The sequence below is a fragment of the Streptomyces hilarionis genome (assembly GCF_024539675.1).
GTDB classification, from domain to species: domain Bacteria; phylum Actinomycetota; class Actinomycetes; order Streptomycetales; family Streptomycetaceae; genus Streptomyces; species Streptomyces hilarionis.
On the sequence record NZ_JAHHIT010000039.1, the window covers coordinates 16,802 to 36,705 of the forward strand.

19 protein-coding genes, 1 tRNA gene and 1 pseudogene are annotated in these 19,904 nt (G+C 74.5%); 7 read left to right on the forward strand and 14 right to left on the reverse strand.

The features are described from left to right. Window positions 1-3: 3 nt before the first annotated feature. Both KMS84_RS07655 and KMS84_RS07660 read right to left on the reverse strand, forming a co-directional pair. Entirely contained in the window at window positions 4-1,260 is a 1,257-nt protein-coding gene (locus tag KMS84_RS07655; protein WP_256915316.1) for an amidohydrolase, read from the reverse strand. A gap of 92 nt (window positions 1,261-1,352) precedes the next feature. Further along, window positions 1,353-2,222, reverse strand: coding sequence for a Cof-type HAD-IIB family hydrolase (locus tag KMS84_RS07660; RefSeq protein WP_256915317.1), 870 nt, complete (start codon window positions 2,220-2,222; stop codon window positions 1,353-1,355). Window positions 2,223-2,344: 122 nt separating this feature from the next. On the opposite strand from KMS84_RS07660, the gene KMS84_RS07665 reads away from it, so the two are divergent. The 6 genes and pseudogenes from KMS84_RS07665 (at window position 2,345) to murJ (ending at window position 8,546) form a co-directional block, all read left to right on the forward strand. Beyond that, window positions 2,345-3,136 (forward strand): SAM-dependent methyltransferase, encoded by a 792-nt coding sequence (locus KMS84_RS07665; protein WP_256915318.1) that lies wholly within the window; start codon window positions 2,345-2,347, stop codon window positions 3,134-3,136. A 76-nt stretch (window positions 3,137-3,212) separates the two neighbouring features. Continuing rightward, entirely contained in the window at window positions 3,213-4,616 is a 1,404-nt protein-coding gene (locus KMS84_RS07670) for a type I glutamate--ammonia ligase (protein WP_256915319.1), read from the forward strand. A 1-nt stretch (window position 4,617) separates the two neighbouring features. Beyond that, complete coding sequence (locus KMS84_RS07675; RefSeq protein ID WP_256915320.1) at window positions 4,618-5,754, forward strand: amidohydrolase family protein; 1,137 nt, start codon at window positions 4,618-4,620, stop codon at window positions 5,752-5,754. Between the two features lie 15 nt (window positions 5,755-5,769). Then, the gene (locus KMS84_RS07680; protein WP_107450828.1) at window positions 5,770-6,309 is read left to right on the forward strand and encodes an NUDIX hydrolase family protein; all 540 of its coding nucleotides are present in this window, start codon (window positions 5,770-5,772) and stop codon (window positions 6,307-6,309) included. 83 nt (window positions 6,310-6,392) lie between these two features. Beyond that, the gene (locus KMS84_RS07685; protein ID WP_256915418.1) at window positions 6,393-6,806 is read left to right on the forward strand and encodes a (2Fe-2S) ferredoxin domain-containing protein; all 414 of its coding nucleotides are present in this window, start codon (window positions 6,393-6,395) and stop codon (window positions 6,804-6,806) included. Window positions 6,807-6,977: 171 nt separating this feature from the next. Beyond that, window positions 6,978-8,546: pseudogene (gene murJ / locus KMS84_RS07690) on the forward strand (murein biosynthesis integral membrane protein MurJ). Window positions 8,547-8,740: 194 nt separating this feature from the next. Here murJ and KMS84_RS07695 read toward each other — a convergent pair. The 7 genes from KMS84_RS07695 to tdh all read right to left on the reverse strand — a co-directional run bounded on the left by KMS84_RS07695 (window position 8,741) and on the right by tdh (window position 13,768). After that, a tRNA-Pro gene (locus tag KMS84_RS07695) sits at window positions 8,741-8,817 on the reverse strand. 110 nt (window positions 8,818-8,927) lie between these two features. Next, complete coding sequence (locus tag KMS84_RS07700) at window positions 8,928-9,287, reverse strand: MmcQ/YjbR family DNA-binding protein (RefSeq protein ID WP_256915321.1); 360 nt, start codon at window positions 9,285-9,287, stop codon at window positions 8,928-8,930. Between the two features lie 30 nt (window positions 9,288-9,317). After that, entirely contained in the window at window positions 9,318-9,839 is a 522-nt protein-coding gene (locus KMS84_RS07705; RefSeq protein ID WP_256915322.1) for a GNAT family N-acetyltransferase, read from the reverse strand. Further along, window positions 9,836-10,435, reverse strand: a complete 600-nt coding sequence (locus KMS84_RS07710; RefSeq protein WP_256915323.1) for a helix-turn-helix domain-containing protein — start codon at window positions 10,433-10,435, stop codon at window positions 9,836-9,838. The genes KMS84_RS07705 and KMS84_RS07710 overlap by 4 nt, the downstream gene beginning before the upstream one ends. 69 nt (window positions 10,436-10,504) lie before the next feature. After that, on the reverse strand, window positions 10,505-11,407 hold the full coding sequence (locus KMS84_RS07715; RefSeq protein ID WP_256915324.1) for a LysR family transcriptional regulator: 903 nt from the start codon (window positions 11,405-11,407) through the stop codon (window positions 10,505-10,507). Between the two features lie 47 nt (window positions 11,408-11,454). Next, window positions 11,455-12,666, reverse strand: coding sequence for a glycine C-acetyltransferase (locus KMS84_RS07720; RefSeq protein ID WP_256915325.1), 1,212 nt, complete (start codon window positions 12,664-12,666; stop codon window positions 11,455-11,457). 73 nt (window positions 12,667-12,739) lie between these two features. Further along, complete coding sequence (tdh, locus tag KMS84_RS07725) at window positions 12,740-13,768, reverse strand: L-threonine 3-dehydrogenase (protein ID WP_256915326.1); 1,029 nt, start codon at window positions 13,766-13,768, stop codon at window positions 12,740-12,742. A 293-nt stretch (window positions 13,769-14,061) separates the two neighbouring features. On the opposite strand from tdh, the gene KMS84_RS07730 reads away from it, so the two are divergent. Continuing rightward, window positions 14,062-14,664 carry a GPP34 family phosphoprotein gene (locus tag KMS84_RS07730; RefSeq protein ID WP_256915419.1) on the forward strand — a complete coding sequence of 201 codons (603 nt, stop codon included), beginning with the start codon at window positions 14,062-14,064 and terminating at the stop codon, window positions 14,662-14,664. Between the two features lie 46 nt (window positions 14,665-14,710). Here the strand turns inward: KMS84_RS07730 and KMS84_RS07735 are convergent, their stop codons facing one another. The 5 genes from KMS84_RS07735 to KMS84_RS07755 form a co-directional block, all read right to left on the reverse strand. After that, window positions 14,711-15,277 (reverse strand): GAF domain-containing protein, encoded by a 567-nt coding sequence (locus tag KMS84_RS07735; protein WP_256915327.1) that lies wholly within the window; start codon window positions 15,275-15,277, stop codon window positions 14,711-14,713. 61 nt (window positions 15,278-15,338) lie between these two features. Next, a complete protein-coding gene (locus KMS84_RS07740) occupies window positions 15,339-16,007 on the reverse strand; it encodes a GTP-binding protein (RefSeq protein ID WP_256915328.1) in 669 nt (222 codons plus the stop codon). Continuing rightward, window positions 15,985-16,356 carry a DUF742 domain-containing protein gene (locus KMS84_RS07745; protein WP_256915420.1) on the reverse strand — a complete coding sequence of 124 codons (372 nt, stop codon included), beginning with the start codon at window positions 16,354-16,356 and terminating at the stop codon, window positions 15,985-15,987. Before KMS84_RS07745 ends, KMS84_RS07740 begins: the two co-directional genes overlap by 23 nt. 2 nt (window positions 16,357-16,358) lie before the next feature. Continuing rightward, window positions 16,359-16,790 (reverse strand): roadblock/LC7 domain-containing protein, encoded by a 432-nt coding sequence (locus KMS84_RS07750; protein WP_109004254.1) that lies wholly within the window; start codon window positions 16,788-16,790, stop codon window positions 16,359-16,361. 68 nt (window positions 16,791-16,858) lie between these two features. Continuing rightward, window positions 16,859-19,582, reverse strand: coding sequence for an ATP-binding protein (locus tag KMS84_RS07755; RefSeq protein ID WP_256915329.1), 2,724 nt, complete (start codon window positions 19,580-19,582; stop codon window positions 16,859-16,861). Window positions 19,583-19,904: the final 322 nt, after the last annotated feature.

Here is a 19,904-nt window from a genome sequence, read left to right on the forward strand (position 1 = left end):
GCCTCAGCGGGCGAGCCGGGACAGCGCCGCCGACACCAGAGTGCGCACGCCCGGTCCCAGCACCGACAGGTCCGGCGCGAACAACGGGCTGTGGTTCCCCGGCACCGCGGCCGCCTTCTCCATCAGCTCCTCTCCCGGCGCCGTCTCCCAGACGGGCGCCGGGGTCGAGGTGACGTACCAGTAGTCGTAGGGCACGCCCTGCGGGGCGAGGAGGGAGAAGTCCTCGCTGCCCAGCGCCTGACCGAAGTCGAACACCGTGCCCGCGCCGAAGAGTTCGCCGTGCACGGCGGCGATCTCCCGGTCCAGCTGTGCGTCGTTGACGGTGGTGGGGCAGCCCGGCCTCACCGTCACCTCCGGGGGGCGCGGGCAGCCGGCGGCGGCGCACTCCCCCTCCACCACCCGCCGGACGGCGTCGAGGACGCGCGTGCGGACCCGGGCGTCCCGGGTGCGGACGTTGACGCCGAGCCGCGCCTCCGCGGGGATGATGTTCGACGTCGTTCCGGCGTGGAACCGCCCCACGGTGACCACCACGGCCTCGTTCGCCGCGACCTCGCGCGCCACGACGCTCTGCAACCGCGTGACGACGTACGCGGCCGTCACGACCGGGTCCACGGTCGACTCGGGCCGCGAACCGTGCCCGCCCACCCCGTGCACGACGACGTCGACGTCGTCCGAGGCGGACAGGGTCAGCCCGGGCGTGTGGGGGTAGAACCCGACGAGTCCCGGCGCCGCGTGCTGACCGAACAGCGCGTCGGGACGGGGGAAACGGTCGTGGATCCCGTCCGCGACCATCGCGGCCGCGCCGCCCCCGGCCTCCTCGGCGGGCTGGCCGACCACCACGAGCGTCCCGGACCACGTCTCGCGGGCCGCGGCGAGCGCCTCGGCGGCGGCCGCCAGCCAGGTCACGTGCAGGTCGTGGCCGCAGGCGTGCATCACCCCGTCGGTCCGCGAGGCGTAGGGCAGGCCCGTCGCCTCGGTCACCGGCAGCGCGTCCATGTCGCCGCGCAGCCACACCACCGGTCCCTCGCCGTTGCGCAGGACCCCGACCACACCGGTCCGGGCCACGCCGTCGGTCACGTCGAATCCCGCCGCACGCAGCCGCCCGGCGAGCTTCGCCGCGGTGCGGTGTTCCTCGAAGGACAGCTCGGGGTGGCGGTGCAGGTCCTGGTAGAAGTCCGCCAGACTCCCGGGCGGTTCACCGGGGCCGAACCCCGGGGTGATCTCCCTGGTCAGACGGGCGACGACGGCCGCTTCCCGCATGGCGCTCCCCTCTCCTGCCCTGCCCTGCCCTGCCCTGCCTGAAGCCTAGGCCGGACGGGCGGGGCGCGGGGGCGGTCGGCGGCCCGATCGGGTCAGATCCCGGCCACCGGCAGGCCGAGCAGGCGGACGACGGTGCGCAGCACGCCGTTGTCGTTGTTGGAGGGGGCGAGGTGACGGGCCCGGCGGACGACCTCCGGGTGGGCGCCCGTCATGGCGAAGGACCACTCGGCGGCGTCCAGCATCTCCAGGTCGTTGAGGTAGTCGCCGAAGACCATGGTCTGCGCCGGGGTGATGCCCAGCTCCCGCTGGAGCCTGCGCAGGGCGGCGCCCTTGTGGGCGGTGCGGTTCATGACGTCGACCCAGTGCTCGCCGGAGACCACGACCTGATGGGTCCCGGCGAAGGCCGCCAGCGCCGGGGCGGTGCGCTCCTCGGCCGAGCCGAAGTCGAACAGGGCGACCTTGACGATCTCGTCGTCGACGGCTGCGGCGTCCTCGACGACCTGGTGGCGGACGTAGTACCTGGCCACCTCGGCCAGGAAGGGCTCGTCGGAGCGTTCGACGTACGCCGACCGCTTCCCGCAGACGACGACGCCCATGTCGACGCCCTCGGCCGTGAGCCGCCGCGCCGCCGCCACGACCCGCGCGACCACGGCCGGGTCCAGCGGGTCGGAGCTCAGCTCCTCGCCGTCGCGCACCACGTAGGCGCCGTTCTCCGCGATGAACACCATCCCCTCGGCCACATCGGCGAACTCCCGTGCCAGGGACGCGTACTGGCGTCCGCTCGCCGGGCTGAACAGCACTCCGCGCTCGCGCAGCCGCTCCAGCACCTCCCACAGCCCCGCCGGGATCCGCTTGGCGTCGTCGAGCAGGGTGCCGTCCATGTCGGTGACGACCAGGCGTATGTCGAGGGCGTCGGCCGACGCCTCGGGGGCGGTCGGACCGGGGACGCGGGTGTAGGGCATGTCGTGCTTCCTGTACGGGATCGGCGGTTTTTCACCCTACCGGGGACACCGGTGATCATCCGGCGGCACAATGACGGCCTGGGGCCCGCGACACGGGCCGGGACGCGGGAAGGGGCGGTCACGTGAGCGGGGCGGCACGGCTGGACACCAGCGTCGCGCACAACGCGCGGGTGTGGAACTACTGGATCGGCGGCAAGGACAACTACGAGGTCGACCGCGGGGTCGGCGAGCACGTCGCCGGGATGTTCCCGCTCATCCGGGAGATCGCCCGCGCGGACCGCTGGTTCCTCGGGCAGGCGGTCCGCCACCTCGCCGGGGAGCGCGGGGTGCGGCAGTTCCTCGACATCGGCACCGGGCTGCCGACGGCCGACAACACCCACGAGATCGCGCAGCGCGTCGCGCCCGACGCCCGGATCGTCTACGTCGACAACGACCCGATCGTCCTGGCGCACGCCCGCACCCTGCTGACCGGCACCGCGGAGGGCGTCACCGACTACATCGACGCCGACGTGCACGATCCGGCCGCCATCCTCGAACGGGCCGCGGGCACCCTCGACTTCACACGGCCCGTCGCGGTGATGATGCTGGGCATCCTGAACTTCGTCCTGGACCTGGAGGCGGCCCGGGACATCGTCCGCCGGGTCATGGCCGACGTCCCCTCGGGGAGCTTCCTGGTCCTGACGCACCCCACCCACGACGGCGAGGTGGGCGGCGAGGGCCAGATCCCGGCCATGAAGTTCTGGAACGAGAACGCCAAGCCGCCGATCACCGCCCGCAGCGGCGCGGAGATCGCCACGTTCTTCGACGGCCTGGAGCTGCTCGAACCGGGTCTGGTGTCGTGTTCGCGCTGGCGCGGGGAGGCCGACTCCCTCGCGGTGGTGCCGCAGTACGGCGCGGTCGCCGTGAAACCCTGACGGACGTCCGGCACGCGCTCCCGGTCCGGTCCGGCCGGGCCCCGGGGCCCTTCGATCGCACCGCAGTGGAGGACGTATGACGACCCTCGCCGATCCGGTCCCGGGCGGGCGTCCCGGTGACGTCGAGCGGGCGGGCGCGCTGTCGGGGGAGCTGAGCGGGAGAGGCGTCCACGGCATCGTCCTGGCCTACGTCGACACCGCGGGCATCGGCAGGGTGAAGGCGGTCCCCACGGCCGCCCTGGCCTCGGCGGCGGCGTGGGGGGTCGGCATGTCGCCGGTGTTCGACACGTTCCTCGCGCACGACGACATCGTCGCCACGGACGTGCTCGGCTCGCCGGACGGCGACCTGCGCCTGTATCCCGACCTGGACCGGCTGGTGGCCCTGGCGGCCCAGCCGGGCTGGGCCTGGGCGCCGGTCGACCGCGTCCCCCAGGACGGCGGACGCCATCCCGGCTGCTCCCGCACCTTCCTGCGGCGTGTCGTCGCGGACGCGGCCCGCGAGCACGGGCTGCGCTTCCGGGCGGCGTTCGAGATCGAATGGGCGGTCGGCCTGGACTCCGCGCCCGCCGGGGAGTTCGTCCCCGCTGCCACGGGCCCGGCGTACGGCGCGACCCGGCAGATCGAGCTGAGCGCCTACACCGCCGAGCTGCTGGCCGCGTGCGCGGCGCAGGACGTCGACGTCGACCAGATCCATCCGGAGTACGCGCCCGGCCAGTTCGAGATCTCGGTAGGCGCTCTCGACCCGGTGGCGGCGGCCGACCGCAGCGTGCTCGTCCGCCACACGATCCGCGCGGTGGCCCGGCGGCACGGCCTGCGGGTCTCGTTCTCCCCCGCGGTCCTCGCGCGGGGCGTCGGCAACGGCGGGCACGTCCATCTGTCCGCCTGGCGCGAGGGCGTGAACCTGCACACGGGCGGCGGGCGCCGGCACGGCATGACCGCCGACGCGGAGGCCTTCACGGCGGGCGTCCTCGCCCGGCTGCCGGCCCTCACCGCGGTGACCGCGCCCAGCCCGGCCAGCTATCTGCGCCTCAAACCCTCCCAGTGGGCCGGGGTGTTCACCGCCTGGGGACTGGAGACCCGCGAGTGCGCGCTGCGTCTGGTGCGGGGCACGGCGGGCCGGCGCGTGGAGCAGGCGAACCTGGAGGTCAAGCCCGTCGACCTGGCAGCCAACCCCTATCTGGCCCTCGGCTGTGTGCTCGCCGCCGGGCTGGCGGGGGTCGCGTCGGGGGCCGTCCTGCCGGAGGAGACGCACGGGGACCCGGTGCGGCTGGCCGCAGGGGAGGCCGCCGCCCGGGGCGTGCGACGGCTGCCGGCCTCGCTCTCCGAGGCGGTCGCCGCCTTCCGCGCCGACGAGGTGCTGCGGGCCGCGCTCGGCCCGGTGCTCGCCGACGCCGTGAGCGCGGTACGGCAGGGCGAGATCGACGCCGTCGACGGCCTGGACGACGAGCGGGTGGCGGCGGCCTACCGCTGGGTGTACTGACATGGCCGGCGGAGCGGTCCACGAGGAGCTGGCCGGTCTGGAACTGGTGGACCACCACTGCCACGGCGTCGTCGTCGACCCCCTGGACCGGCCCGGCTTCGAGGCTCTGCTCACCGAGGGCGGCCGTATGCCCGGCCTGTCGATGTTCGACACCCCGGTGGGCGTGGCCGTGCGCCGGCACTGCGCGCCGCTGCTGGACCTGGAGCGGCACGCCCCGGCCGACGTCTACCTGGACCGGCGCGCCGAGCTCGGCCCCGGGGAGGTGAACCGGCGGTTCCTGACGGCCGCCCGCACCGGCGTGTTCTGCGTCGACACCGGGTTCGCGCCGCACCGCGTCACCACGGTGGCCGGGCTGGCCGAGGCCGCGGGCACGGCCGTCGCCCACGAGGTCGTCCGGCTGGAGTCGGTCGCCGAGGCGGTGGCCGCACGGGGCGTCGACGCGGGCGGCTACGCCGACGCGTTCCGGGCGGCCGCGCTGGACGCGGTCCGGCGGCCGGGGGTCGTCGCCGTCAAGTCGGTGGCCGCCTACCGCACGGGCTTCGCGCTCGACCCGGCGCGCCCCTCGGACGAGGAGGTCGCCCGGGCCGCACGGGGCTGGCTGGCGCGCGGCGGACGGCTGGACGAGCCGGTGCTCGTGCGGCACCTGCTGTGGACGGCCGTCGACCTGGGACTCCCCCTGCAACTGCACACCGGCTTCGGCGACTCCGACATCCGCCTGCACCGGGTGGATCCCACACATCTCACGGACTGGCTGCACCTCACGGCGGGCACGATCCCGGTGCTGCTCCTGCACTGCTGGCCCTACCAGCGACAGGCCGGTTTCCTGGCCGCGGTGTTCGAGCAGGTGTATCTGGACGTGGGGCTCACCCTGCACCACGTCGGTCCCGTGCGAGCGCGGGCGGTCCTGGAGGAGGCGCTGGAGATCACACCGTTCCGCAAACTGCTGTACAGCTCCGACGCCTACGGTCTGGCCGAGTTCTACGGCCTCGGCGCGCTGGCGTTCCGCAGAGGACTGGGCGAACTGCTCCAGGACCGGGTGGACGCCGACGAGCTGAGCCTGCCCGACGCGCTGCGCCTGGCCCGCTGGACCGCAGCCGACAACGCCCGCCGGGTCTACCGGCTTCCCGACGGACACTGAAAGTATGATCAAGCAATGTCTGACTTGACCGAAACCACTCCGGGTTGGCTGAGCGCCGACGAGCTCGAGATGGCGCGCGCCCGTATGCCGATCCTCTACGTCGAGGCCGTGCCCGTGCGCGTCGACGACAGCGGCGAAGTCACCAGCGTCGGCCTGCTGTTGCGGATCGGACCCGACGGCAACGTCAACCGGACCCTCGTCTCCGGCCGGGTCCTGCACCACGAGCGCGTCCGGGACGCCCTGCTGCGCCACCTGGAGAAGGACCTCGGACCGGTGGCCCTGCCCCGCGTGCCGACCTCGCTCCAGCCGTTCACGGTGGCCGAGTACTTCCCCACCCAGGGCATCACGCCGTACCACGACCCCCGCCAGCACGCGGTGTCGCTGGCCTACATCGTGCCGGTGACCGGCGACTGCCGGCCCCGCCAGGACGCGCTGGACCTGGTGTGGTTCAGCCCGCAGGAGGCCGCGTCGCTCGCGGTGCAGAGCGAGATGCCCGGCGGGCACGGCTTCCTGCTGCGCCAGGCCCTGGCCCACGTGGGCCTCTCGGCCTCCTGAGCGGCGTGGGCGAGCGGCAGACCGCTCGGCGGGGCGGACGCGGCGCGCTGCCGTCGCAGCGCACGGCGGGCGTGCGGGCGGCGATCGGCGCGGCCGCCCGCAGGCCCTGCACGCTGGTCGTGTGCCGGGGCTGCTGCTGCGGCGTCGCCCGCAAGCACCCCGGCTTCGACCACGCCTGGCAGTTGGAGCGGCTGCGCGCGGCCGCGGCGGCGTCGGGGGGCGGTTTCCAGGTCCGCACGACGGACTGTCTCGGCGTGTGCGAGCAGGCGAACGTGGTGGTCGTGCAGCCCTCGGCCGACGGACGCCGGGCCGGCGGCCGGGCCGCCTGGGTCGGCTTCGCCCTGGACGACGACCGCACCGAGGAGATCCTGGAGTGGGCGGCTGCCGGGGGTCCCGGCCTCGTGGCCCCGCCGGCCACGCTGGAGAAGCTGTTCGTCGGCCCGCCGCGGGAGGACCCCGCCCGCCGGCCCCGCGAGGGCCGCGCCCGCCGCAGGTGACGACCCTCGCAGGACCGACCCCGCCCCGGCCAACCGGCGCTGTGCGCAACGGAGTTCGAAGATCCGAAGCCGATGGCATAGGTTGACCGGATGGGGGCCACGACACGACCGCAGACCGAGGAACGCACCCGCACGGCGGGCAAGGGCGGGGCCGCCCGGTCCTCGGCGCTGATGGCGCTGGGCACGGTCGCGTCCCGCGCGACCGGCCTGATCCGCCAGGTGCTCCAGGCCGCCGCCCTCGGCACCGGCCTGCTGGCCAGCACGTACAACACGGCCAACACCGTGCCCACGAGTCTGTACACGCTGCTGATCGGCGGCGCGCTCAACGCCGTGCTGGTGCCGCAGCTGGTGCGGGCCAGGGCGACGCACCCGGACGGCGGCCGGGCGTACGAGCAGCGGCTGGTGACCCTCGTGGTGTCGGTCCTCGCCGTCGGGACCGCGCTCGCGGTGTGGGCGGCCCCGCTGATCGTCTCGCTGTACATGCGCGACACCCCGCAGACCCACGAGGCGTACCGGCTCACCGTGGTCTTCGCCCGGTTCCTGCTGCCGCAGATCTTCTTCTACGGCCTGTTCAACATCTACGGCCAGGTGCTGAACGCCCGTGAGCGGTTCGGCGCGATGATGTGGACGCCGGTCCTCAACAACGTCGTCCTGCTGGGCATGTTCGGCGCGTACCTGAGTCTGATGACCGTGCCGGAGCGGGTGGAGGACATCACCGACGCCCAGGTCCGGCTGCTGGGCGTCGGCACGACGGCCGGGATCGCGGTGCAGGCCCTCGCGCTGGTCCCGTTCGCACGGGCCGCCGGGTTCCGGCTGCGGCCGCGGTTCGACTGGCGCGGCTCGGGCCTCGGGTCCGGCGTCCACGCGGCCAAGTGGACCCTGCTGCTGGTGCTGACCAATCTCGTCTCGCTCACGGTGGTCACCAACTACGCCAACGCGGTCGACCAGCAACTGCCGGACGCCGGCGCGGGCTACACGGCGTACACCTACGCGCAGACCATCTGGATGCTGCCGCAGTCGGTGGTCACCGTGTCCCTGGTGACCGCGCTGCTGCCCAGGATGAGCCGCGCCGTCGCGCAGGGGCGGACAGCCGACGTGCGGGCGGACCTGTCGCGCGGCCTGCGGGTGAGCGGAGTCGTCATCGTCCCGGCCGCGTTCCTGTTCCTGGCCCTCGGCCCGCGCATCGCCGTCCTGCTCTTCGCGCACGGCGCGGCCGACGCGGCCTCGGCGCAGCCGCTCGGCCACATGCTCCAGGCCTTCGGACTCGGCCTGATCCCGTTCTCCGCCCAGTACCTCCTGCTGCGCGGTTTCTACGCCTTCGAGGACACCCGCACCCCGTTCTTCATGGCGGTCTGGATCGCTGCGGTGAACATCGCCCTGGCCACCGCGTGTCACCTGCTGCTGCCCGACCGCTGATCGGTGACCGGCATGGCCGGGGCCTACTCCGTGTCCTACCTGGCGGGCCTCGCTCTCACCGCCCGGGTGCTGCGCCGACGCACCGGGGGACGGCTGGACGACGGCGCGCTGCGGCGCACGTACGCCAGGCTGCTGACCGCGGCGGGCCTGGCAGCCGCCGCGGGGTGGGCGGCCGACCGGGCCTGTGCCGCCCGGTTCGGGGACGGCACCCTGCCGAACGCCGCCGCCCTCGCCGCCGGTGTGCTCGCCCTCGGCCTGGTCTACGTCGCCGTGGCACGGCTGACGAAGGTGGGAGAGCTGAGCGAGCTGCGCAGGCTGCGCTGAGCGCCGCGGGCCGTGGGCGGTCGTCGTCCGTGGGGCCCTGCGATCGTCGGCCGGAGCGGGGCGCGCACCCGGCTGCCCGACGCACGCACGGTGACCGCGCGCACGCGCCGGGACAGGGACGGCGAGTCATCGCGGACATGACGAAGGCCGTTTCCCCATTGCTGTGGAAACGGCCCTCCGACCTGCGATGAAGCTGGTCGGGACGACAGGATTTGAACCTGCGACCCCTTGACCCCCAGTCAAGTGCGCTACCAAGCTGCGCCACGTCCCGATACCCGCTGACCTGGGGTTTCCCCTGGCCGAACGCGCATGGAAACAATACCGCACTCGGGTCGATGGTCGCGCACCCGTTTCTCCCGGGTCGCGGCTGCCGGGACCGCCTCACTCCCCCGGGGGCCGCCCCAGGTCCGGATACGTCTCCAGCAGGTGCGGCGGGGCCGCCTGCCGCCAGGAGTCGGCCAGGATGTCGCGCAGTTCGTCCTCGTCCTCCAGGGCGGACAGCCGGGCCCGCACCCAGGCGAACTGGGCCTCGTGGTCGGCGATCCAGAACTTGCCGGGCTCGGCGAGCGCCAGTTCGTCGCGTTCCTCCTTGGGGCAGCGCACGGCCAGGGAGGTCTCGTCCTCGGGCAGGGTGGCGAACATCTTCCCCGCGACCCGGAAGGTGGGCATGCTCCAGGCGGTCTTCTCCGTGGTGTCCGGCAGGGACAGGGCGATACGGCGTGCGTCTTCGGCGTCCGGCATGCCTCGCACGGTAGCGGCTGCCACCGACAGTCACCCGGCGGTGAGGCGCCGGTAGTACAGGGTGGTCGGGCGGAGCGTCCCGGCCGGGTCGGCCGCGTAGTCGGGGATCACTCCCGCACGGGTCCAGCCGGCGGTGCGGTAGAGGTGTTCGGCCGGGCTGTCGGTCTCGGTGTCCAGGTGGAGCAGGGTGACGCCGCCGGCCGCGGCGGCCCGCTCGGCCGTCGTGAGCAGGGCGCGTCCGAGGCCCTGCCCCCGGGCGTCCCGGTGGACCATCAGCTTGACGAGTTCGGCGCGATGGCGGCTGTTGGGCTTGTCGGGGAAGGCCAGGGCGACGGTTCCCACGACCCGGCGGCCGTCCAGGGCCGCCCAGACGGCGCGCCGTCCCGCGGCCACCTCGGCGGCGGTGCCGCGCCACCAGGCGACGGCCTCGGCCCGGTCGAGCGGCGCGAGGAAGCCGACCGAGGCGCCCCCGTGCACCGTGTCGAGCAGCAGGTCGGCCAACTCCTCCGCGTGCGCCAGCAGTCGGGGCGCGTCCAGGCGGATCGTCGTCACGGCAGGACCACCGCCAGCACGTACCGTGCCCGGACGTCGCCCGCGCACCGGAACCGGGTCGGCCCCCACACCCGCAGCCGCAGGCAGTCACCGGCTTCGAGGCGCCGCTCGACGTTCTCGGCCGTCACGTCGAGGGCGCCCTCCAGCACCCACACGTGCTGCTCCAGGCCCGCCACGGGCGGCCGGTCGTAGGCGATGTCGGCGCCCACGGCCAGGCGCCCCTCGACCAGTTCGCCGCGCAGCGCGGGGTGCGGGGGCGACACCGAGCGGCGGACGAACCCGGAGGCCCGGTCCTGCCAGACGGACTGTTCGCCGGCGCGCACGAGCGGCACGGGCTCCGCCTCGACCTCGCCGAGCAGGCGGGACATCGTCCGCCCGTACGCGTGGCACAGGCGGTTCAGGAGGGAGGCCGTCGGGCTGATCTCCGCCCGCTCGGCACGCGACAGGGTGGACTTGCTGATCCCGGTGCGCTGCGCCAACTCCCCCAGGGACCAGCCGTGTTCGACCCTCAGGTCGGCGAGGCGCGCGGCCAGGCGCGCGTCGACGTCGTCCGGCGACTCGGCCGGCGACTCGGCCGGCTCCGATGAATGTCTCATATGCGAGACGCTATCCCGGATATGAGACGGCCCGGTTACCGGGACCTCACAGGCGCGGTGGCCGGAGCCTCACACCCGGGCGGCCTCGCCGAGCGCCTCGAGCACCGGCCGGATCAGCGGGTGCTCCTCGGCGCCCCGGCGCACGGCGGCGAAGACGCGCCGGGTCGGCGCCACGCCGTCGACGGGTCGCACCACCACGCCCGTGAGGTCCATGCCGCGCAGCGCGGAACGCGGCACGAGCGCCACGCCCGCGTCCGCCGAGGCGAGGGCGACGACCGCGCGGAAGTCGTCCGAGGAGTGTTCGAGGCGGGGCTGGAACCCGGCGCTCTCACACGCCAGGACGACCACGTCGTGGCAGGGGTTGCCGGGGTAGGGGCCGATCCAGGTGTCCTTGGCCAGCTCGGCCAAGGGCACCTCGGGGGCGTCGGCGAGCCGGTGCGCGACGGGCACCACGGCGTCGAAGGGCTCGGCGTAGAGGGGAACGTGCGCGAGGCGCGGGTCGTCGGCGGCCGGGGCGCCGCGGTACTCGACCGCCACGGCGACGTCGACCTGCCGGTCGAGCACCATCGGCAGGCTGGCGTCGCCCTCGGCGTCCTGGACGCGGATCCTTATGCCCGGGGCGGTGTGGGCGAGGCGGGCCACCGCGGGCGCCACGACCAGGGCGATGCCGGTGGCGAAGGCCGCCACGGTGACCGTGCCGGCCGCACCGGAGCTGTAGGCGGCCAGCTCGGCCTCGGCCCTCTCGAGCTGCGCGAGGACGGCGTGGGTGTGCGCCAGCAGGATCTCCCCGGCCGGGGTGAGCCGTACCCCCCTGGCGCCGCGTTCGACGAGCCGGTGGCCCGTCTCCTGTTCCAGGGCCGTCAGCTGCTGGGAGACCGCGGACGGCGTGAGGTACAGCGCGGCGGCAGCCGCCGTCACGGTGCGGTGGTCGGCCACCGCACGCAGGATGTGGAGCCGCCGCGCTTCGATCATGGGACCGATTATCGCAATATGTCCGGGCTGCTCGGACCGCGCGCGGTTCAGACCGCCGCGGGCTCGGCCTCCCCCAGCTCCGCGCGGGCCGCGACGAAGGCGTCCACGGCACGGTTCACGTCGTCCGTGGAGTGCGCGGCGGACAGCTGGACGCGGATGCGGGCCTGTCCCTGCGGGACCACCGGGTACGAGAACCCGATCACGTACACCCCCCGCTCCAGGAGCAGTTCCGCCATCCGGCCCGCCTTCGCCGCGTCGCCGATCATCACGGGGGCGATGGCGTGGTCGCCGGGCAGGACGTCGAAGCCCGCGTCCGTCATGCGGCGGCGGAACAGGGCGGTGTTCTCGGCCAGCCGTACGCGCAGGTCGTCGGCGGACTCCAGCAGGTCGAGGACCTTGAGCGAGGCGGCCGCGATCACCGGGGCGAGGGTGTTGGAGAACAGGTACGGGCGCGAGCGCTGGCGCAGCAGGGCGACGATCTCCGCGCGCGCGGCGACATAGCCGCCGGACGCGCCACCGAGGGCCTTGCCCAGGGTGCCGGTGATGATGTCGACCCGGTCCATCACCCCGTGCAGCTCGGGCGTGCCGCGGCCGCCGGGGCCGACGAAGCCGACCGCGTGCGAGTCGTCGACCATGACCATCGCGTCGTAGCGTTCGGCGAGGTCGCAGATCTCGGCCAGGGGTGCCACGTAGCCGTCCATGGAGAACACGCCGTCGGTGACGACCAGCCGCCGGCGCGCGTCGGACGCGTCCTTCAACTGCCGCTCCAGGTCGGCCATGTCGCGGTTGGCGTAGCGGAAGCGGCGGGCCTTGGACAGCCGGATGCCGTCGATGATGGAGGCGTGGTTGAGGGCGTCGGAGATGACCGCGTCCTCGGGGCCGAGGAGCGTCTCGAAGACGCCTCCGTTGGCGTCGAAGCAGGAGGAGTACAGGATCGTGTCCTCCTGGCCGAGGAAGGCCGACAGCCGCGCCTCCAGCTCCTTGTGCACCTCCTGCGTCCCGCAGATGAAACGCACGGACGCCATGCCGTAGCCCCAGCGGTCGAGGGCCTCGTGGGCCGCCGCGACGACCTCGGGGTGGTCGGCGAGGCCGAGGTAGTTGTTGGCGCAGAAGTTGAGGACCTCGCCCGGCCGGCCGCCGGCGGTGACGGCGACGGTGGCCGACTGGGGGCTGCCGATCACGCGCTCGGGCTTGTGCAGGCCGGCGGCGCGGATCTCGTCGAGGGTGGCGCGCAGGTCGTCGCGCACGGAGTCGAACATCAGGAGGCTCCTAGGAAACGCAGAGAACGCGGGAAAGGCGGGACGCGCGGTGGACGGGGGAGGCGCGGACGCCTCACGCGGTCCAGTCGAGGATGACCTTGCCGCCGCGGCCGCTCGCCGCGTCGGCGAAGGCCGCCTCGAAGTCGCGGTAGCCGTACCGGCCGGTGATCACGGGGGCGAGGTCGAGGCCGCCCTCCAGCAGCACCGACATCGCGTACCAGGTCTCGAACATCTCGCGGCCGTAGATGCCCTTGATCGTGATCATCGACGTGACGATCCGGGCCCAGTCGACCGGGAACTCCTCGGCGGGCAGCCCCAGCATGGCGATCCGGCCGCCGTGCGTCATGTTGGCGATCATGTCCCGCATCGCCTCCGGCCTGCCGGACATCTCCAGGCCGATGTCGAAGCCCTCGCGCAGCCCGAGTTCCCGCTGCCCGTCGGCGATGGAGGCCTGCGACACGTCGAGCGCGAGCGTCGCGCCGATCTTGCGGGCCAGCTCCAGCCGCTCCGCGCTGACGTCGGTGACCATGACGTTGCGGGCCCCGGCGTGGCGGGCCACGGCCGCGGCCATCAGCCCGATCGGTCCGGCGCCGGTGATCAGGACGTCCTCGCCGACCAGCGGGAAGGACAGGGCGGTGTGCACGGCGTTGCCGAACGGGTCGAAGATCGCCGCCACGTCGAGGTCCACCGGCACGCGGTGCACCCACACGTTGGCCGCGGGCAGGGCGACGTACTCCGCGAACGCGCCGTCCCGTCCGACGCCGAGGCCGACGGTGGCCCGGCACAGGTGGCGGCGTCCGGCGAGACAGTTGCGGCACTTGCCGCACACCAGGTGCCCCTCGCCGCTGACCCGGTCCCCCACGGCGATGTCCGCGACGTCGCGGCCGGTGCCGACGACCTCCCCGACGAACTCGTGGCCGAGCACGAGCGGCGTGGTGATCGTCTGCCGCGCCCAGCCGTCCCAGGACCGGATGTGCAGGTCGGTGCCGCAGATGCCGGTGCGCAGCACCCTGATCAGCACGTCCCCGGGGCCGACGGCGGGCTCCGGGACGTCCGCGAGCCACAGTCCGGGCTCCGCCTTCTCCTTGACCAGCGCCTTCAACGCAACGGCTCCTGTGGTGAGGGCCCGGCCGCGAGCAGGCCGAAGGGCCCCGCATCCGGGAACACGTGTGGATTCGCCGAGCAATCTGCCGTACTCGACCCGGCCGGGTCCATCGAGCTTTTCTTAAGCGCCGCCACAGCTGTGCTTCACACGAGTGGCTTCGCCCCGGGGACGGGCTTCTCGCACACCACGGTGGGCCGTGTCACCCTTGACCGCAACCCGCACCGGGCCGACCGGCTGACCGGCCCCGGGGAGCGACCTCCTTGCGACCGAACGATGGGGAGTGCCCGATGATGACGACAGCACGGGATCTGATGATCCTCGCCCTGGACGTGCCGCCCGTGCGCGACGTCGGGCAGGGGGACCTGTCGCTCGCCCTCGCGGGCGCGGAGGCCGTCGATCTGGTGAGGGCGGGGTCCTTCGTCCTCGACGGCGACCTCGTCGTGCCCGGACCGCCGACGGTGCCGCAGGACGCTCTCCTGGCCGCGGCCGAGTCCTCGTTCGTGCGCACGGAGCCGTACGAGTCGCTGGAGGACTGGCTGTGGCGGAGGGGCCGCGATCTGGCGGCCGCCTACGCCGCCCGGCTGGCGGCGGACGGACTCGTCGCGCGCACGCGCGGCCGGCTGCTCGCCGCCCGGTCCGCGCCGGCGCCCGTCGACTCCCCGGCGCGGCGGCGCGCCGCCGCGCGCTGGGCGTCGGACGAGCCGGTCCTCGCCACGCTGACCGCCGCCGTCGGCCTGCGCGAGGAGCCCGCCGAGGGGTTCCCGGGGCCGCTGGACGAGGCGGTCGTCACGGTGCTCGCGTCGACCGGCGACGCGCTGGCGGAACTGGAGGCCGTGCGGCAGCGGCGGTCCATCGAGGACGCGGGCTTCGACAACATGTGGCAGGCCCTCTGATCCCGCCGCGCAGGACCGCCCGCGGAGCGGGTGCGGTCTCCCCCGCTCAGGGGGCACCCTCGCGCTCGCGGCGCTGCAAATGTCCGGCGAGATCGGCGGCCGTCGCCTTGATGGTGTCCAGACCGGCCCTGCCCCAGGGACGGGGCCGCAGATCGGCGACGCAGACCGTGCCCAGCGCCATGCCGGTCGAGTCGATGAGCGGGGCGCCCAGGTAGCTGCGGATGCCGTATTCGTCGACGACGGGGTTGCCCGCGAAGCGCGGGTAGTCGGCCACGTCCTCCAGGACCAGCGCCTTGCGCCGCACCACGACGTGCGGGCAGTAGCCGTATTCGCGGGCCAGTCGCCGGCCCAGCTCGGGCTTGCCGCCCCGGGCGGTCCGGCCGCCCTGCGGGGTGTGCAGCCCGGCGAAGAACTGCCGCTCCTCGTCGAGGAAGTTGACCATGGCGTACGGCGCCCCGGTCACCTCGGCGAGCCGCTCGGCGAAGGCGTCCAGGGCGGCCTCCGGCCATTCCCCGAGGCCGAGCCGGCGCAGCCGGCGCGCCCGCGCGGGAGCCTCCCTGTCCTCCGGCGTGAGCAGCAGACGACCGGCCGGACGCGGCGGGTCGTAGCTCATGGCCGGGCTCCGTCGCTGTGGACGTACGTCATTTGCGGCTCCGGGGGCGTGGGTGCGGGCGTCACATGTGGGCGCCGCGGCTCGGCTGGGGTGCGGCCGGCGCGTGGGCGATGAGGTGCTTGACGAGGGTGAGCAGGGTCTGGACGCCGGAGGCGGAGATCCGCGCGTCGCAGCGCACGACGGGGACGGACGGGTCCAGGTCGATGGCGGCGCGCACCTCCTCGGGGTCGTAGCGGTGGGAGCCGTCGAACTCGTTGACGGCGATGATGAAGGCGAGTCCGCGCTCCTCGAAGAAGTCGACGGCGGCGAAGCACTCCTCCAGCCGGCGGGTGTCCGCGAGGATGACCGCGCCGAGGGCGCCCTCGGACAGCTCGTCCCACATGAACCAGAACCGCTCCTGGCCGGGGGTGCCGAACAGGTAGAGGACGTGCCGGGGGTCGAGGGTGATGCGGCCGAAGTCCATGGCCACGGTCGTCTCGACCTTGTTCTCGATGCCGTCGAGGTTGTCGGTGGCGGCGCTGACGGTGGTGAGCAGCTCCTCCGTGCTGAGCGGCGCGATCTCGCTCACGGCGCCGACGAAGGTCGTCTTGCCGACCCCGAACCCGCCCGCGACCAGGATCTTCAGGGCGGTGGGGAACGGGTCGGGTCCGGCGTCGTCGGGTCCTCCGTAGGCGCGGCTGTCGCCGTACCTGTCGTATGCGTCGCGGTCAGAGCTGTCGTCGTAGTCCATCGAGCACTGCCTCCAGTAGGGCCCGGTCGGTGGGTGTGTGGTGGTACTCGGGGGGCTTGGTGGTGAGCGCCCCGCAGTCGAGGAGGTCGGACAGCAGCACCTTGGTGACCGCCGCCGGCAGCCTCAGATGGGCCGCGATCTCGGCGACCGACACGGGCGCGCGGGTCAGGTCGAGCGCCTGCGCGTGCTCGGGGCCGAGATAGCCGAGGGGGGTCGCCCCTGTGGCCCTCACCTGCGACATGAGATCGAGGGCGACGCTGGGCCTGGTCCGGCCGTTGCTGACCGTGAACGGGCGCACCAGTCGTCCGGCCGCGTCGTCGAGCCAGGGCCCGTCGCCGGCCGCCGCCACGTTCAAGGTCCCATCACCGACGGTTCCGCGTGCTGCCGGGGTGCCGTCATCAGATAGGGCCGGACGCTCTTGACCAGCATCGACATCTCGTAGCCGAGTACGGCGGCGTCGGCCTCGCGCCCGGCGAGCACCGCGAGACACGTGCCGGACCCCGCGGTGGTGACGAACAGCAGCGTCGAGTCGAGTTCGACGACGACCTGCCGCACGTCGCCGCCGTCGCCGAAGCGGACGCCGGCGCTGCGGCCGAGGGAGTACAGGCCGGAGGCCAGCGCGGCCATGTGGTCGGCGCTGTCGGGGTCGAGGCCGTGGACCGACTTCACGAGCCCGTCGCAGGAGAGCAGCACCGCGCTCGTGGTGTGCGGGACGCGCTGCACGAGGCCGCTCATCAGCCAGTCGAGATCGGAAACATGGCCGGTCGGCGCATCGCTCGCCATGGTGGATCGACTCCTTGGGGTACGAAGGTCTGCGGGAGCGCTGGGGGTGGGGGTGACGCTCGCGGTGGTCATCCGGCCGGTGTGCTCCCGTCGTGCCGGGCGGTGGTGCGGTCGGGGCCGGTCCGGCCCGGTCCGCCGCGGGCGCCGTACGCCTCGGGCGGCGCGACCGCGTGCGCGGGGCGCGGGACGGATATCCCGGCCGGGTGCGACGGCCCGTCGTCGGCGGAGGGCGACAGGGGCGGCAGGAGCCGGACTCCCTCCGGGACGCGGGCGGGGGCCTCGTGCCCGCCGGGCAGGCCGTGCCCCGGGACGGCCGCCCCCGCGTGCGGGGCCCGTCCCGCCGTGCCCGCCGCACCCGACGGGTCCGGGAGGTCGGACGGGAGGGAGGACGCCGGCTCCGGGGACCACGAGGACGACGGCGAGGACGGGGACGGGAACGACGGGGACGGCGGTCGCACGGGGCCCAGCGGGTCCCGGTCGTCGGGCGCCGGGTGCGGTGACGCCTGCCCGGCGTCCGCCTCCAGGCTCTGCTGGGCCTCGGCCAGGCCGAAGCCCCGCTGGAAGGCCGCCATCAGGCCGGGGTCGTGACCGGCGGGCTGCTCGCAGTCCGGGCGCGGGACGGGACCGCCGCGCAGCTGGGGCACGATGTGCTCCTGCGCCCGGCGGCGGGGCAGCCGGGGCTTGCCCATGGTGCCGCGCACCGGGCCGACGCGCGGTGTGGGCGCGAGGCCCGCGTGCTCCTCGACGACCGGCCGGTCGCCGTGCCGGATGCCGGGGGTCGCCTCGGCCGGGTTGGGCCGGGCCTCGCGCGCGCCGCGGACGGGCAGCGGCGCCGGCGGCCCGCTGTTCGCGCCCTGCGCGCCCGACGGCTGTGCGCCGGGCTCGGCGGGACCCTGGCGGCCGTGTGTCCGCGAGGGAAGAGCCGGCGCTCCGGCGGAGGCGCCGTTGCGCCGCGGGGGCACGTCCGGGCGGACCTCCGCAGGGCCCGCCGCAGAGCCCGGCGAGGGGAGGGACGACGGCACGGATGAGGGGACGGACGACGGGCGGGCGTCGGCGGCGTCCCCGGCCCCGGGGGACCCGCCGAACGGGCCGGACGCGGTGGACGGGCCGGACGGCGTGGGGTGCCCACCGGTGTGGCCGGACGACGCGGGCGGCGGCACCTGCCCGACGGCGAACGAGCGACCGGCGCCGTCGCTGCCGTCCTGCGCCCGCGCCTGCGTCGGGGTCGGCGTCGGGGTCGGCGTCGGGGTCGCCCGCACGCTCGCGGTGTCCGAGGGCCGGCCCGCGCCGTCGGTGTCCCCCGCCCGCCGTGGACCGACCGGGGCGGTCGGGTCGCCCGGGGACCGGTGCGCCGGGGCGGGGTGACGGTCCGCCCCGGCGTGCCTCGCGCGGGGCCGGCGCGCGGGGTCGGGACCGCGGCCGCCGCCGAGCGTCGCGGGCGCCCCCGCCCCGGACGCCGGGTGGCGCGGGGCCGGCGGCAGCGTGGGCCGGCCGGGGGCGGCGGCGAGGGGACCCGGGGCGGGCGCCAGGGGCAGACCGGCGCCGTCGGTGTCCGGCCCCCGGGACACGCCTGCGGGGAGGCCGGGCGCGGAGCCCAGCAGCGCCTGCGGGACGACGAGAACGGCCTGGACGCCGCCGTAGATGTTGTTCTGCAACCGGACCCGGATGCCGTGCCGCCGGGCCAGCTGGGAGACCACGAACAGCCCGATCCGGCCGTCGGCGAGCAGACGGCCCACGTTGACCTGGTCGGGGTCGGCGAGCAGCGCGTTCATCCGGCCCGTCTCCTCGGCGGGCATGCCGAGGCCCCGGTCCTCGACCTCGACGGCCAGGCCCGAGGTGACGAGGTTGGCCCGCAGCAGCACCTGGGTGTGCGGGGCGGAGAACACGGTGGCGTTCTCGACGAGTTCGGCGAGCAGGTGGATGACGTCGGCGACGGCGTGGCCGCGCAGTTCGCCGTCGACGGGCGGCACGAGCTTGACCCGCGAGTACTGCTCGACCTCCGCGATCGCGGAGCGCAGCACCTCGGTCATGGAGACCGGGTTGCTCCACTGCCGCCGTGACACGGCCCCTCCGAGCACGGCGAGGTTCTCCGCGTGGCGGCGGATGCGGGTGGCGAGATGGTCGACGTGGAAGAGCCCCTTGAGCAGGTCGGGGTCCTCGATCTCGTTCTCCAGCTCGTCGAGGATCGAGATCTCCCGGTGCACCAGGGACTGAAGGCGGCGCGCCAGGTTGACGAACACCTCCAGCTTCTGTTCGCTGCCGGTCTGGCTGGAGAGCTGCGCGGCCTGCACGACGGCGGTGACGGCCCCGTCGTGGGCGCGGGACAGGTCGGCGGCGAGCAGTTCGAAGTCGTCGGCGTCGGCGGGCGGGCCACCGCGCGACCTGCGCGTCGGCGGGGCCTCGCCGCGGCGCAGCGTCTCGACGACGCCGAGCAGTTCGGCCTCGCCGCGCGCGCTGCTGCGGCGCAGCGCCGCGACGCGGTCGCTGACGGAGCGGGCGGCGCGGTCCGCCGCCACGGCGGCGATCACGAGGCCGACCCCGGTCACCGCGACCCCGCCCGCGAGGACCGCCCACAGGGTGGGGCCGAGCCGGACGCCGGAGGAGCGCACGGTGAACAGGACGACCGCGCAGGCGCTGAGGGCGACCGCGGTCGGGGGCAGCACGGCGAGCCGCAGCAGCTGGGGCCGTATGGGTGTCTCGGCCGGCGCCGGTGCGGTGCGGGGGGCCGGCCGCCCGTGCCGCCCGCCCTCACGGCGGTCTGCGCGTGCGGCGGGTGCGCGGAGGTGAGACATCGGTGTCCTCGTACTGTCCGTCGAGCCGGGTCGTCGGTCGGAAGAGCCGTCGGTCGCCAGAGCCGGGGAATACGGCGCGGTGTTGTGCGACGGCGACTCACAGTAGTCGGCAACCCATCATGTGCGGTGGGCAGTTGACAAAGTCCCGCACACAGCGTCCCGCTCTGGTATGAGGCTTCGCACGGCAGACCGATAACCCCGCACACCCACGGACGTAACGAGGAACGAACGCGATCAGAGCTGGTCAGGAGCGGTCGGAAAACGACCGTGCGGGCCGGGGAGCTCCTCGCTCCCCGGCCCGCACGGCTTCCGGCCCGAACGG